General features: G+C 75.8%; 13 protein-coding genes. 9 read left to right on the top strand and 4 right to left on the bottom strand.

The window, feature by feature from the left end; translation table 11 throughout:
* The first annotated feature begins 51 nt into the window (after nucleotides 1-51).
* Both PGN05_RS21025 and PGN05_RS21020 read left to right on the top strand, forming a co-directional pair.
* Nucleotides 52-237, top strand: a complete 186-nt coding sequence (locus PGN05_RS21025; RefSeq protein ID WP_419754525.1) for a hypothetical protein — start codon at nucleotides 52-54, stop codon at nucleotides 235-237.
* A 96-nt stretch (nucleotides 238-333) separates the two neighbouring features.
* Entirely contained in the window at nucleotides 334-1,140 is an 807-nt protein-coding gene (locus PGN05_RS21020) for an SDR family oxidoreductase (RefSeq protein WP_419754524.1), read from the top strand.
* Between the two features lies 1 nt (nucleotide 1,141).
* Here PGN05_RS21020 and PGN05_RS21015 read toward each other — a convergent pair whose 3' ends face one another.
* The 3 genes from PGN05_RS21015 to PGN05_RS21005 all read right to left on the bottom strand — a co-directional run bounded on the left by PGN05_RS21015 (nucleotide 1,142) and on the right by PGN05_RS21005 (nucleotide 4,616).
* Nucleotides 1,142-2,539 (bottom strand): FAD-dependent oxidoreductase, encoded by a 1,398-nt coding sequence (locus PGN05_RS21015; RefSeq protein WP_419754523.1) that lies wholly within the window; start codon nucleotides 2,537-2,539, stop codon nucleotides 1,142-1,144.
* Nucleotides 2,540-2,635: 96 nt separating this feature from the next.
* Nucleotides 2,636-3,568, bottom strand: coding sequence for a GGDEF domain-containing protein (locus PGN05_RS21010; protein ID WP_419754522.1), 933 nt, complete (start codon nucleotides 3,566-3,568; stop codon nucleotides 2,636-2,638).
* A gap of 97 nt (nucleotides 3,569-3,665) precedes the next feature.
* Nucleotides 3,666-4,616, bottom strand: coding sequence for a S1C family serine protease (locus PGN05_RS21005; protein WP_419754521.1), 951 nt, complete (start codon nucleotides 4,614-4,616; stop codon nucleotides 3,666-3,668).
* A 101-nt stretch (nucleotides 4,617-4,717) separates the two neighbouring features.
* Here PGN05_RS21005 and PGN05_RS21000 point away from each other — a divergent pair, with 101 nt between their 5' ends.
* The 5 genes from PGN05_RS21000 to PGN05_RS20980 all read left to right on the top strand — a co-directional run bounded on the left by PGN05_RS21000 (nucleotide 4,718) and on the right by PGN05_RS20980 (nucleotide 10,631).
* On the top strand, nucleotides 4,718-6,691 hold the full coding sequence (locus PGN05_RS21000; protein ID WP_419754520.1) for an alpha-amylase family protein: 1,974 nt from the start codon (nucleotides 4,718-4,720) through the stop codon (nucleotides 6,689-6,691).
* Complete coding sequence (locus PGN05_RS20995) at nucleotides 6,688-7,803, top strand: carboxylate-amine ligase (RefSeq protein ID WP_419754519.1); 1,116 nt, start codon at nucleotides 6,688-6,690, stop codon at nucleotides 7,801-7,803. The genes PGN05_RS21000 and PGN05_RS20995 overlap by 4 nt, the downstream gene beginning before the upstream one ends.
* A gap of 35 nt (nucleotides 7,804-7,838) precedes the next feature.
* Complete coding sequence (locus tag PGN05_RS20990; RefSeq protein ID WP_419754518.1) at nucleotides 7,839-8,630, top strand: SDR family NAD(P)-dependent oxidoreductase; 792 nt, start codon at nucleotides 7,839-7,841, stop codon at nucleotides 8,628-8,630.
* 4 nt (nucleotides 8,631-8,634) lie between these two features.
* Entirely contained in the window at nucleotides 8,635-9,921 is a 1,287-nt protein-coding gene (locus PGN05_RS20985) for an erythromycin esterase family protein (protein WP_419754517.1), read from the top strand.
* Between the two features lie 86 nt (nucleotides 9,922-10,007).
* Nucleotides 10,008-10,631 carry an alpha/beta hydrolase gene (locus PGN05_RS20980; protein ID WP_419754516.1) on the top strand — a complete coding sequence of 208 codons (624 nt, stop codon included), beginning with the start codon at nucleotides 10,008-10,010 and terminating at the stop codon, nucleotides 10,629-10,631.
* On the opposite strand, the gene PGN05_RS20975 is transcribed toward PGN05_RS20980, so the two are convergent.
* Nucleotides 10,609-12,033 (bottom strand): NAD(P)/FAD-dependent oxidoreductase, encoded by a 1,425-nt coding sequence (locus tag PGN05_RS20975; RefSeq protein ID WP_419754515.1) that lies wholly within the window; start codon nucleotides 12,031-12,033, stop codon nucleotides 10,609-10,611. The two genes, PGN05_RS20980 and PGN05_RS20975, sit on opposite strands and share 23 nt — an antisense overlap.
* 121 nt (nucleotides 12,034-12,154) lie before the next feature.
* Here PGN05_RS20975 and PGN05_RS20970 point away from each other — a divergent pair, with 121 nt between their 5' ends.
* Together PGN05_RS20970 and PGN05_RS20965 are read left to right on the top strand one after the other, a co-directional pair.
* Complete coding sequence (locus tag PGN05_RS20970) at nucleotides 12,155-12,811, top strand: alpha/beta fold hydrolase (protein ID WP_419754514.1); 657 nt, start codon at nucleotides 12,155-12,157, stop codon at nucleotides 12,809-12,811.
* Nucleotides 12,812-12,815: 4 nt separating this feature from the next.
* Nucleotides 12,816-13,982, top strand: a complete 1,167-nt coding sequence (locus tag PGN05_RS20965) for an ROK family protein (RefSeq protein WP_419754513.1) — start codon at nucleotides 12,816-12,818, stop codon at nucleotides 13,980-13,982.
* Nucleotides 13,983-14,000: the final 18 nt, after the last annotated feature.

Below are 14,000 nucleotides of genomic sequence, written 5' to 3'. Positions count from 1 at the left end.
GCCTAGCGTGCGGGTCATCGAGAGACAGGACACGCACCCGCGGAGGTCATCGTGACCCGCACCGTCACCAGCATCGACGACCTCGACCTGCAGATCGCGGTCGCCTTCATCGCCCTCGGGGTCGCCCGCAGCGCCGAGGCGCACAGCCCGTCGGCCGCGAACACCCGGCTGGTCGAGGAGGCCCGGGCGTCGGTGGACGCCCTCCTCGACGAGCGCCTCGTCGCCGCCGCGGCCTGACGAAGGACCCCGTCCTCCCCACCCCTCGAAGGCTCGGGGCGGGACCCGGGACGGGGCCGACCTGCGGTTGGTCCGCGCTGTCCATAGCGTCGGGGCATGAGCCAGACAGTGCCCCGAGTCGCGATCATCACCGGCTCGGAGTCGGGCATCGGCCGAGCGACCGCCGTCGCCCTCGCCGAGGCCGGCTGCGACATCGGCATCACCTGGTACCGGGAGCAGGCGGCGGCCGAGGCCACCGCGGAGGAGGTGCAGGCGCGGGGCCGCCGCGCGGAGGTCCGGCACGCCGACCTCACCCGCCTGCCGGACGCGGCCGACGTCATCGACGACCTGGCCGAGGCGCTCGGCGGGGTGGACGTGCTGGTCAACGACGCCGGTACCGGCCACACGAGTTCCGTCCTCGACACCGACCTCGCCACCTGGCGGGAGGTCATCGCCACCGACCTGGACGCCGCGTTCCTCTGCCTGCAGCGCGCGGCCCGGCGCATGGTGGCGGCCGGCCGCGGTGGGCGGATCGTCAACATCACCAGCGTCCACGAGCACCAGCCACGGGTCGGCGCCGCCGCCTACTGCGCGGCCAAGGGGGGCCTCGGGCTGCTCACCCGGGTCGCTGCGCTGGAGCTCGCCGAGCACGGGATCACCGTGAACGCCGTCGCGCCCGGTGAGATCGCCACCGCGATGACCGGCCAGGAGGACGAGGACCCCACCGCACCCGGGCACGAGCGCCCCGGCGTCCCGTTGCGCCGCCCCGGAGACGCGCGGGAGGTCGCGGCGGTGGTCGCCTTCCTCGCCTCGCCGGGGGCGTCCTACGTCACCGGCGCGTCGTGGGCCGTGGACGGCGGGATGCTCCAGATGGGCCCGATGGCCGGCTCGCACCTGAGGACCGACGACTGGCGGCGTCCCTGACTCAGCCCACGAGCAGGTCCAGCAGCTCCCGCCGGTCGGGGCCGGGCGCGACCGGCGGGAGCTGGCCGGCGTGGTCGTCCAGCCGCTCCCGCATCCCGGGCCGGGCGAACACCTCCTCCGGCAGCGCCACGCAGGTGATGATCTCCAGCAGCCCGCGGAACGCGTCGGCGTCGTGCGCCGCGGCGGCCAGCAGCTGCGCCCGCCGCGGGTCCAGTGGCGGGGGCTCGCGGCCCTCCCGCAGTGCGTCCATCTCGGCGATCCGCGCCTGGTCGGCGGAGACCTGGTTGCGGTAGAAGGGCGTCACCGCGCGTTCCGTGGCCTCGTCGTAGGCGCGGGCGAACGTGGCCGGGTCGGCCAGGTGCTCCCGGGCCGTGGCCCGCAGCTGCTGGGCCTGCACCATGCCGACCGACACGCCGCGCCCCGCGGAGGGGTTGGTGCACGCCCACGCGTCGCCGACCGGCGCGTAGCCGGTCACCACGGGGGCGTCGTCGACGACCAGCCGGTGGTAGCAGTCCAGGACGCCGGCCATCGCCAGCACGTCGGAGATGGGCTCGCCGTCCAGCCAGTGCGCCTGGCGCGGGCAGGCCGACACCACGCGGGTGAAGGCCGCGGGGTCGCGCACGGCCTTGAGCGGGGCGTCGCGGGTCGGCCCGAAGACCGTCACCGACCAGGTGGAGTTGTCACCGACCAGCGTGATGATCGAGATGCTGCCGAGCGGGGTCAGTTGGGGGCCGATCCGCTGCGGCATCTCCGGGCCGCGGTAGTAGCGGGTGTAGTACACGAAGCCGCCGGTCTGGCTCTCCACGTGCGGCGGTCGGGCGCCGAGCTCGGCCAGCCAGTCGGCCCCGGTCGTCTTGCGGCCGGTCGCGTCCACCACCAGGTCGGCGGGCAGCTCGGCGCCGTCTCTGGTGCGGACCCCGGCGACGTGCGGCACCCCGCGCAGGGGCGGTGGCCCGGACACCAGACCGGCGGCGCGCGTCCCGCGGCGCACGGTGACCCCCGGGTGCTCCTCGGCCGCGGCGGCGACGGCCGCCTCGGCGACCGGCCGCCGGCCGGTCACGAAGCGCAGCCGGTCGTCCCCGGGCCGCGGGCTCCGGTCGGTGATCGACGGGGGGAGGGGAGAGGTGTAGTCGCCCCAGGTGCAGCCGGCGGCCGTCAGCCGGTCGACGAGGCCGGGCAGCTCCTCCTCCGCGACCTGGCGGAACCGGGGGAAGAGGGAGTGCGGCTGCCGGAACTGGGCGACGCCGGCGCGCTGCCAGTCGTCCCACGCCGCCACCGGGGTGTCGGGCGGGTCGCGGGGATCGGCCTCCAGCACGGTCACCTCGTGCCCGTCGTCGGCCATCATCAGCGCCGCGCACAGCCCGATGACCCCGCCACCGCAGACCACGATGGTCGCCATGCCGGCCTCCTCAGGGGACCGGGCCACCCTGCACCGCAGGGGGCGGTGCGCACAGGGTCGGACGGCCCCCGGGGCAGGACGGGGCGGGGTCCGCGCTCAGGCCGGGCGGCGGCTGCGGCGCTTCTGCCGGTAGAGCTCGGCGTCGGCGCGCAGCAGCAGGCCGCTCACCGAGTCGCCGGGGGCGGCGGTCGCGGTGCCGGCCGACCAGGACGCCGGGTGGCCGGCCCGCAGGCGGCCCAGCAGCTCGGTGGCGGCCGGCGCGTCGGTGGCCGGCAGGCAGAGGACGAACTCGTCGCCCCCGTAGCGGCCGAGCAGGTCGGCGGTGCGCAGCTCGCTGCTCCACGCGCGGGCCAGCGACCGCAGCAGCACGTCCCCGGCGTGGTGGCCGTCCTCGTCGTTGATGGCCTTGAAGCCGTCCAGGTCCAGGACGGCGACGGTCAGCGGCTCACCGCTGCGCAGGGCGTGGGCGAGGCTGCGCTCGGCGCCGGCCTCCCAGGCTCGCCGGTTCGCCAGGCCGGTCAGCGGGTCGGTCGCGGCGGCCTGGTGCAGCCGGCCGGAGAGGCGCGACTGCGCCTCGGCGACGACCACGACGGTGACGGTCATCGTCAGCCACGGCACGGCGAACCCCGACGGCGCGGCGGCGAGGGCGCCGGCGGTCGTCGCGGTGACCAGGAAGGCCAGGTGCAGCCGCGTGGCCGGGGCGGTCAGCTGGTGGCCGCAGAACAGGCCCACGGCCACCATCGCCGGGCCCAGGCCGACGATCCCCACCGCGGTGGCCGAGCGCCAGGCCAGCACCCCGATGAGCACCGACATCAGGGCGACGGCGAGGTGCACCGCACGGTCGCCCAGGCGGTCCCGCCGCCACCACAGCAGCGCGGCGCCGAGCGCGCCGACGGCGGCCAGGCCCCAGGCGAGGCGCACGGGGGTGTCCGGCGACATCGGGAACAGCGCACCCGCGACGCACAGGGCGGCGCTGATCGCGTACAGCAACGCGAGCAGCGCGACGCCTGTCGGCCGGTTCCCGTCCACGTCTGTCCTCCCCTGGGTGGTCGCGGTCAGGATCGACCGGACCGGTGACGCTCTGCAGCGCGGCGCCGGGGGAGGCCCCCGATCGGGGGAGGACGGGTCACCCGCCGGTGAGCTCGGTGGGGACCGTGATCACGTCGACCATCGCACCGCGCCGGGACACCGTCACCGGCAGCGGCCGGCCGATGGCGTCCTCGAACAGCAGGCGCTGCAGGCTCTGCGCCTCGGCGACCGGCTGCCGCGCGGCCTCGAGCACCAGGTCCCCGGCCTTGAGGCCGGCCCGGTCGGCGGGCGACCCGGCGACGACGTCGACGACCCGCAGCCCCCGCCGGCGCCCGGTGCGCTCGGCCAGCGGAGCCGGCAGCGGCGCGGGCGTGCTGACCAGCCCGAGGTAGGCCCGCCGCACGCGGCCGTCGCGGACCAGGGCGGCCACGATCCGCCGGGTCGTGGTGTTCACCGGCACGGCCAGGCCCAGGCCCCAGCCCGCGACGGCGGTGTTGATCCCGACCACCCGGCCGGCGGAGTCGGCCAGCGCGCCGCCGGAGTTGCCCGGGTTGAGCGCGGCGTCGGTCTGGATGACGTCCTCGACCACCCGTGCGGTGCGCCCGTTCCGCGTGGGCAGCGACCGGCCCAGGCCGCTCACCACCCCGGCGGTCACCGAGCCGGCGAGCCCCAGCGGGTTGCCGACCGCGACGACGAGCTGGCCCACCCGCAGCTCGGCGGCGTCGCCCAGCTCGGCCGGCGGCGGGGTCGCCTCGCGGGCGCGGACCACCGCGAGGTCGGAGAGCGGATCGGCGCCCACGACCTCGACGTCGCTCTCGCTGCCGTCGCTGAACACCGCCCGGCCGGCCCGCGCGGCGCCCACCACGTGGGCGTTGGTCACGAGCAGGCCGTCCCCGGGGACGACGACGGCCGACCCGGCGCCGCCCCGGCCGTCGGGCCCGGTCACCTGCAGTGCGGCCACGTGCGGGGTCAGCTCGGCCGCGACCGCGGTCACGATGCGGGAGTACGCGTCCAGCGCGTCGGTCTCCGGTCCCGGTGCCAGGCTCATGGCGCCTCCTGATTACTCGATTACAGGAACCAGTGAACTCCTCCGGGCAGCGGTGTGGCGGCGGTCATGCCGTGGGCGAACAGCCCCCCGATACTGAGCCGGTGACGGTCGCAGCGGCCGCGCGCCGGGAGGCCGCGGAACGGGCGTGGGCGCGGCTGCGTCCCCGCGTGCAGGAGGCCGCGGTCGCGGCGCTCGGGGAGGCCGAGGCCGACGCCTTCGTCGCCCGCGCCGACCTCGCGCTGCACGACGTCCACGAGCCGCTCGCGGTGCTCTACGGCGCGGCCGCCGACGAGCTGTTCGAGCGGGCGCTGTCCGTCGTCCTGTCCGCCGCCGCCGAGCGGCCGGAGCCGCTGCGCCGGCTGGACCGCCGCCGCGAGATCGACCCCGCGTGGTTCCAGGACCCGCGGGTGCAGGGCTACGTCTGCTACGTCGACCGCTTCTGCGGCACCCTCGACCGGCTGCCCGGCCACCTGGACCACCTCGCCGAGCTGGGCACCACCTACCTGCACCTCATGCCGCTGCTGCGGCCGCGCCCCGGCGAGAACGACGGCGGCTACGCGGTGGCCGACTACCGGGCGGTCGATCCGCGGCTGGGCTCGATGGCCGACCTCGAGCGGGTGGCCGCGGCGCTGCACGAGCGCGACATGAGTCTGTGCATCGACCTCGTGCTCAACCACACCGCCCGCGAGCACCCCTGGGCGCAGGGCTGGCTGGCCGGCGACCCCGCCCACGCAGACTTCTACACGGCCTTCCCGGACCGGACGATGCCCGACGCGTACGACGCGACCATCCCGGAGGTCTTCCCCGACCGGGCGCCCGGCTCGTTCAGCTGGGTGCCGGAGGCCTGCGGCGGCGCCGGCGGCTGGGTGTGGACGACGTTCTGGCCCTACCAGTGGGACCTGGACTACACCAACCCCGAGGTCACGCTGGCGATGCTCGGCGAGATCGGGTGGCTGGCCAACCGCGGGGTCGACGTCTTCCGCATGGACGCCGTCCCGTTCATGTGGAAGCGGCTGGGCACCAGCTGCCAGAACCAGCCGGAGGGGCACAGCCTGCTCCAGCTGCTGCACGCGCTGACCCGCCTGGCCGCGCCCGGCGTGGTGTTCAAGGCGGAGGCGATCGTGTCGCCCGACGACCTCGTGCCCTACCTCGGCGGGCACGAGCGCTTCCGCCCCGAGTGCGAGCTGGCCTACCACAACCAGCTCATGGTGCTGCTGTGGAGCAGCCTGGCCACCCAGGACGTCCGGCTGGCCCGTACCGCGCTGCGCCGGATGAAGCCGATCCCGCCCAGCTCCACCTGGGTCACCTACGTCCGCGGGCACGACGACATCGGCTGGGCGGTCGCCGACGAGGACGCCGCGGCGACCGGCGTCGACGGCTCCGGCCACCGGCGCTTCCTCAACGACTTCTACGCCGGCCGCTTCCCGGGGTCGTTCGCCCGCGGCGCGCTGTTCCAGGAGAACGCGGTCACCGGCGACGCGCGGATCTCCGGCTCCGCGGCGTCGCTGTGCGGCATCGAGGCGGCGCTGGCCGAGGGGGACGACGAGGCGCTGGAGCGGGGGATCCGCCGGTTGCTGCTGCTCCACTCGGTCACCTACGCCTTCGGCGGCATCCCGCTGCTCTACATGGGCGACGAGCTGGCCCTGCGCAACGACACCGGGTACCTGGCCGACCCCGAGCGCGCGCCGGACAACCGCTGGATGCACCGCCCGCCGATGGACTGGGCCGCCGCCGCCCGCCGCTCCCACCGCGCCGCACTGGAGGGCCGGGTGTTCGGGCAGCTGCGCCGGCTGGGGGAGGTCCGGCGGTCGCTGCTGGCCCTGCGCGGCGGCGTCGAGTCGGTCGTGCTGGACGCCGGCGACGACGCGGTGCTGGCCTGGTCGCGCCGGCACCCGCGCAGCGGCACCTTCGTCGGCCTGGCGAACGTCGCACCCGAGCCGCGGACGGTGGACGCCGACACGGTCACCGGCTTCGGCACCTTCGAGCAGGTCCACGGCAGCGACGGGCTGCTGCCGGTGACCGGCGGCCGGCTGGTCGTCCCCGGGCTCGGCTTCGCCTGGTTCGCCCAGCCGTGACCGGTCCGCCGGCCGGCGGCACCGTCGGCGTGGAGGAGGAGTTCCACCTGGTCGACCCGGTCACCTTCGCGCTGACCCCGGCGCCGGAGGTGGCGGCCGCCGCGCTGGCGGGCACGGCCGGGGCGCACGTGCTCGCCGAGATCACGACCACCCAGCTGGAGACGGCGACCGCGGTCTGCACCACCCTCGCCGAGCTGCGCGCGCAGTTGGTCACCACGCGCACCGAGGCCGCGGCCGCCGCCGCGCGTGCCGGGCTGGTGCTCCTGGCCGCCTCCACCCACCCGTTCGGCTCCTGGCGCGACCAGCCGATGACCCCCGACGCGCGCTACGACGACATGGTGACCCGGTGGGCGGCCCTCGCCCGTCAGCAGGACATCTGCGGCTGCCACGTGCACGTCGGTGTCCCGGACCTGGCGACAGCGGTCGCGGTGATGGACCGGGCGCGGCCGTACCTGCCCGTGCTGCTGGCCATGACGGGCAGCTCGCCGTTCCACGACGGCGTCGACACCGGCTACGAGAGCTGGCGCACCCAGTGGTGGGGGCGCTGGCCCAACGCCGGGCCACCCGAGCACCTGGGCAGCGTGCAGCGCTACCGGGAGCTGGTCGCCGCACTGGTGCGCGGTGGCGCGATCGGCGACGCCCGGCACCTGTACTGGGACCTGCGCCCGTCGGCCCGCTACCCGACGGTGGAGTTCCGCCTGGCCGACGTCTGCACCGACCTCGACGCCGCCGTCCTGCACGCGGCGCTGGCCCGCTCGCTGGTGCGGATCCTCGCCGGCCGGACCGCGGTCGGCGAGCCGGTCCCCGACCCCCGCCCCGAGCTGCTGCGCGCCGCGCGCTGGCGGGCGGCGAAGGACGGCCTGGACGGGGAGCTGTTCGACCCCGTGCGCGGCGAGCCGGTGCCGGCGCGGGCCGCCGTCGACGCGCTCCTGGCCGAGCTCGCCGACGACCTGCGCGCCGCCGGCGAGGAGGACGAGGTGGCCGCCCTGGTGTCCAGGCTGTGGACCCGGGGCACCTCCGCGGCCCGGCAGCGCCGCACCTGGGCGGCCACCGGGGACGCGCGGGCGGTCGCCGCCCAGGTGGTGCGGGACGGCGCGGTCGAGGCCGGCTGAGGTTGGCCCCGGAGCCGCGGGGTAGGGGGAGCGCCATGACCGAACCCCGCCCCCTCGCCCTCGTCACCGGAGCCTCCAGCGGGATCGGCTTCGAGCTGGCCCGGCAGTTCGCCGAGGCCGGCTTCGACCTGATCGTCAACGCCGAGGACCCGACCATCGACACCGCGGCGGCGAAGCTGCGCAGCTCCGGCACCGCGGTCTCCGGGTTCCAGGCCGACCTGCGCTCGGCCACCGGGGTCGAGGCGCTGTGGGCCGCCGTCGAGGCCACCGGCCGGCCGCTGGCCGCCGCGGCCCTCAACGCCGGCGTCGGGCAGGGGGGCGCGTTCGTCGAGGTCCCCGTCGAGCGGGACCTCGAGATCATCGAGCTCAACGTCACCTCGACCGTCCGGCTGGCCAAGCTGGTGCTGCGGGACATGGCGGCGCGCGACGAGGGACGGCTGCTGATCACCTCGTCGATCGCGTCGACGATGCCGGGGCCCTACCAGGCGATCTACAACGCCTCGAAGTCCTTCGTCCAGTCCTTCGCCGAGGCCCTGGCGGCCGAGCTGCGCGACACCGGGGTGACGGTGACGTCGCTGATGCCCGGGCCCACCGACACCGACTTCTTCGACCGCGCGGAGCTCGAGGACACCAAGCTCGGCGCCGGCCCCAAGGACGACCCGGCCCAGGTGGCGGAGCAGGGCTTCCAGGCGCTCATGGCCGGCAAGGACAAGGTGGTGGCCGGCTCGCTGCTGACGAAGGCGCAGGCGGCGGGCAACGCGGTGCTGCCCGACCGGCTCAAGGCGGCCGGGCACGCCAAGCTGGCCGAGCCCGGGAGCGCGGAGTAGGCCCGTGGCCCAGCGCCTGCGGGAGCTCGCCCGCCCGCTGCGGGACCCCGCCGACCTCGACCCGCTGCTCGAGCGGGTGGGCGACGCACGGGTCGTGGCCATCGGCGAGGCCAGTCACGGCACGCACGAGTACTACGCCTGGCGGGCGGCGCTCACCCGCCGGCTGGTCACCGAACGCGGCTTCCGGTTCGTCGCGGTCGAGGGCGACTGGCCGGACTGCTACCGGGTCAACCGCAGCGTGCGGCTGCGCGAGGGGGCCGACGCCGACCCGTACGACGCGCTGGACGCCTTCTCCCGCTGGCCCACCTGGATGTGGGCCAACGACGAGGTGGTCGAGTTCTGCCGCTGGCTGCGCGAGCTGAACGCCGGGCGGCCCGAGCCCGAGCGGGTCGGCTTCTACGGGCTCGACGTCTACAGCCTCTGGGACTCCATCCACGAGCTCGTCGCCTGGCTGAGGGAGCACGAGCCTGAGCACGTGGACCAGGCGGTCCGGGCGCTGCAGTGCTTCGAGCCCTTCGGGGAGGACGGCGCCGAGTACGCCTTCGCCAGCCGGTTCGCCCCGACCACGTGCGAGCAGGCGGTGGTCGACCTGCTGCACCGCCTGTGCGGGGACCGGGGCCGGGAGGAGGCGCAGACCGACCCGGAGGCCCGGTTCTCCGCCGAGCAGAACGCCGCCGTGGTCGTCGACGCCGAGCGCTACTACCGGGCGATGGTGCAGAGCTCGGCGGAGTCGTGGAACGTCCGGGACGTCCACATGGCCGACGTCCTGGACCGGCTGCTGGCCCACGCCGGGGGCAAGGTCGTGGTCTGGGAGCACAACACGCACATCGGCGACGCCCGCGCCACCGACATGGCCGACGCCGGGATGGTCAACGTGGGGCAGCTGCTGCGCGAGCGCCACGGCGCGTCGGACGTCGTCCTCGTCGGCTTCGGCGGATACCGCGGCGGGGTGGTCGCGGGGGAGGAGTGGGGCGCCCAGATGGAGCGGATGCCGGTGCCCCCGGCTCGGCCGGGCAGCCTCGAGGCGCTGCTGCACGAGCAGGTCGGGGCCGACGCGCTGCTGGTGTGGGAGCCCGGCGCGGCCCGCCCCCCGGAGCTGGACCGGCGGCTGGACCACCGCGCCATCGGGGTCGTCTACCGTCCCTCCCGCGAGCGGTGGGGGAACTACGTGCCGACCGTGCTGGCCGAGCGCTACGACGCCTTCCTGTACCTCGACGACACCCGGCCCCTGCAGCCGCTGCACCTGGAGCGTCCCGGGGAGCACGTGCCGCCCATCGCGCACGCGGTCTGAGCGGGGGACCCGTGCGACCGGCGGCGGAGGGCCGGCTGGACAGCAGACCCTCCGCCGGGCCCGCTGCGCTGCCCTACCCCGAGGGCGTGCACACGCTGGACCTGGGGCCGCACGCGGAGGTGCGACTGGTCGTCCCCGGCGGGGACGCCCGCCCGCGGCCCCTGCTGGTCTTCTTCCACGGCGCCGGCGGCACCGCCGCGCAGAGCCTGGCGACGGTCGGGGAGCCGGCCGCCGCCCGGGGGGCGCTGGTGCTGGCCCCGTCCTCGGTCGCGGCCACCTGGGACCTCATCGCCGGGGGTCCGGGCCGGGACGTCGCGGTGCTCGACGCCGCTCTCGAGCAGGTGTTCGCCCGGCACCCGGTTCCCCGGGTGGCAGTGGGCGGCTTCTCCGACGGCGCCTCCTACGCGCTCTCCCTCGGGGTGGCCAACGGCGACCTCGTCGACGCGGTGCTCGCGTTCTCGCCGGGGTTCGTCGCCGCCCCCGCGTCCCACGGCCGCCCGCGCGTGTGGATCTCCCACGGCGCCGGCGACCGGGTGCTGAACGTCGACCGCTGCGGCCGGCGGGTGTCCCGGGAGCTGGCCGCCGCCGGGTACGACGTCACCTACGAGGAGTTCGACGGCGGCCACGTCGTGCCGCCGGACCTCGTGACCGCCGCTCTCGACAGCTGGCTGGGAAGGCCGGCGGCCGCTAGGCGGAACGGCGCTCGGTGACGTCCTCCGAGGGCGCGCTGTCGTCCTTGGGGCCGCCGCTCTTGGAGACCGAGAAGCCCGGCCCCAGGTGCTCGAGGGCCAGCCGGCCGTACACCTGCTGCTGGGTGGCGACCCGCTGGGAGCGCCCGCGGCCGAGGAAGCTGACCATCCAGTGCAGCACCGTGGTGATCCGGCTCTTGAACCCGACGATGTACATCAGGTGGACGACCAGCCACAGCACCCAGGCGATGAAGCCCTGGAACTTGAACCGGGAGATGTCGGCGACCGCGGAGAACCGGGAGATGGTCGCCATCGAGCCCTTGTCGACGTAGTGGAAGGGCTTCTGCGGGGGCCGGCCGGCCAGCCGCCGCTTGATGGCCTCGGCGGCGTACTTGCCCCCCTGGATGGCCACCTGCGCGACGCCGGGCAGCTTGTCCAGGCTCATCATGTCGCCGACGACGTGGACCTCGGGGTGGCCGGGCAGGGTGAGGTCGGGCTGCACCGACACCCGGCCGGCGCGGTCCACCTCGGCGCCGGACTGCGCGCCGAGCACCCGGCCGAGCCCGGAGGCCTGGACGCCGGCGGCCCAGATCTTGGTGGCGGCCTGGATGCGGCGGGTCTGCCCGTCGGCGTCCTTGACCACCAGGCCGTCGGCGTCGACGTCGGTGACCATCGCCCCCAGCTGCACCTCCACGCCGATCTGGTTGAGCTGGCGGCGGGCGGCGTCGCCGAGCTTCTCGCCGAACGAGGGCAGGACGGCGGGGGCGGCGTCGAGCAGGATGACCCGGGCCTGGGTGGGGTCGATGGTGCGGAAGTCCCGGCGCAGGGTGCGGTGGGCCAGCTCGGCGATCTGCCCGGCCATCTCCACGCCGGTGGGACCGGCGCCCACCACCACGAAGGTCAGCAGCCGGTCGATCTCCGCGGGGTCGGTGGCCAGCTCCGCCAGCTCGAACGCGCCGAAGATCCGCCCGCGCAGCTCCAGGGCGTCGTCGATGCTCTTCATGCCGGGGGCGAACTCGGCGAACCGGTCGTTGCCGAAGTAGGACTGCCCGGCGCCGGCGGCCACGATCAGCTCGTCGTAGGGGTGCACCGTCGTGCGGCCCAGGATGGTCGAGGTGACCGTCTTCGCGGTCAGGTCGATGTCGGTGACCTCGCCGAGGACCACCCGGGTGTTGCGGTTGCGGCGCAGCACCTCGCGGGTGGGCGGGGCGATCTCGCCCTCGCTGAGGATGCCGGTGGCCACCTGGTAGAGCAGCGGTTGGAACAGGTGGTGGCCGGTCTTGGCGATCAGCGTGACGTCGACGGGGGCCTTCTTGAGCGCCTGCGCGGCGAACAGCCCACCGAAGCCCGAGCCGACGACGACGACCCGGGGCCGGCCGGAGGGGGAGGTGCCGGTGGACGCGGTCTCAGGTGATGTCGTCATGATGAATCAGTCTCCCACTCCGGCTTCTCCCGACCGTGCGCGGCTCCGTGTTCCGCAGGCCACAGTCTGGCGCACTCCCCGCCGGGCGGCGCGTTCCCCGGGCGAGCGGTAGACCGTTCCGGTGCCGATCCCCCCGCCGCGCCTGGTGCTGGTCCCCGGCCTCGGCCTCGACGCCCGATCCTCCCGGCGGCTGCGGGACCGGCTGCCCGGCGAGGTCGTCTGCCTGCCCGGCATGGGGGAGCGCGGCGCGGTCCCGCCGCTCGCGGAGCTGGCCGCTCGCCTGCGGGACCGGCTGGGCACGGGGCCGGTGGTCCTGGTGGGGCACTCCCAGAGCTGCCAGGTCGTCGCCGCCGCCGCGGCCGACCCGCGGGTCGTCGCGGTGGTGCTGCTCGGCCCGACCACCGATCCGCGGCTGCGGACGGTCCGGGGGCTGGTGGGGCGCTGGCTGCGGACGGCGGTGCGCGAGCCGTGGTGGCAGGTGCCGCTGGTCCTCGCGCAGTGGCTGCACACCGGTCCGCGGGCGATGGCGGCGCTGTGGCGACGGGCGGCACCCGACCGGATCGACGTCCGGCTGCGGGCGGTCGGCGTCCCGGTGACCGTCGTCCGGGGCACCCGTGACCGGCTCTGCCCGGAGGACTGGGCCGCCGCCGTGGCGGCGGCCGCGCCGCGGGGTCGGCTGGTCCAGATCGCGGGCGCCGCGCACATGACCGTGCAGACCCACCCGGGGGAGGTCGCCGCCGTCCTGGCCGTGGCGGAGGGTCCGGCCGTGTCACGATGAGTGCGTGGCCACCACCTCTGCCTCGGCCGGCGCGCTCCTGCGCCACGTGCGCACCGGGCGTGCGCGCAGCCGGGCGGACCTCGTGGCGCTCACCGGCGCCTCGCGGAACACGGTGAGCGCGCGGGTCGACCAGCTGATCGCGGCCAACCTCCTGGAGGAGGGCGGTCGCGGGGGGAGCACCGGCGGGCGCCCGCCCACGCTGCTGCAGTTCAACAGCCGCGCCGGCTGCGTCCTCGCCGTCGACCTCGGGGTGACCAGCGTCGACGTCGCGGTCACCGACCTGTCCGCGGAGATCCTCGCCTCGGCCGGCCACCCGATCGACATCGCCGAGGGCCCGGAGCCGGTGCTGGCCGAGGTGGACCGGCTGGCGCAGAAGGTGCTGGCCGAGGCCGGCCTGTCGCCCGAGCAGGTGTGCGCGGTCGGGGTCGGGGTGCCCGGCCCGGTCGAGTTCTCCAGCGGGCGGCCCTCCCACCCGCCGATCATGCCGGGCTGGCACGACCACCCGATCCCGGAGGCCTTCGCCCGCTACGGCTGTCCCGTCCTCGTCGACAACGACGTCAACGTCATGGCGATCGGGGAGATGGGCGTCGCCGGGTCGGAGCAGGACGTGCTCGTGGTCAAGGTCGGCACCGGCATCGGCTGCGGCGTCATCGTCGACGGCCGCGTCTACCGCGGCGCGCAGGGCAGCGCCGGCGACATCGGGCACATCCACGTCGCCCAGCCCGACGGGCGGACGGTCATCTGCCGGTGCGGCCAGGAGAACTGCCTCGAGGCGATCGCCGGCGGCGGCGCGCTGGTCCGGGACGCCCGAGCCGCCGGGCTGCCGGTCAGCAGCACCCGGGAGGTCGTCGAGCGGGCGGCGCAGGGCGACGGGGTCGCCCTGGAACTGGTCCGGGACGCCGGCCGCACGATCGGCACGGTGCTGGCCGCGCTGGTCAACTTCTTCAACCCGCACCGGATCGTCATGACCGGTGGGGTCGCGCAGGCCGGGGCCCCGCTGCTGGCCGGCATCCGCGAGGCCGTCTACCGCCGGTCGATGCCGCTGGCCGCGCGGAACCTGGAGATCACCGTCAGCGACGCCCCCGACCTGTCCGGTCGCCTGGGTGCCGCGCTCATGGCGATCGAGGGCTTCCTCGACGAGGACGCCGTCCACCAGGTCCTCGCCCAGTAGGTCCGCCCCGGCGGACCG

Origin of the sequence: Geodermatophilus sp. CPCC 206100, from assembly GCF_048569675.1 — a bacterium.
Classification (GTDB): domain Bacteria; phylum Actinomycetota; class Actinomycetes; order Mycobacteriales; family Geodermatophilaceae; genus Geodermatophilus.
The sequence above is the reverse complement of the archived record's forward strand: the minus strand, read 5'-3'. Positions and strand labels throughout refer to the sequence as shown.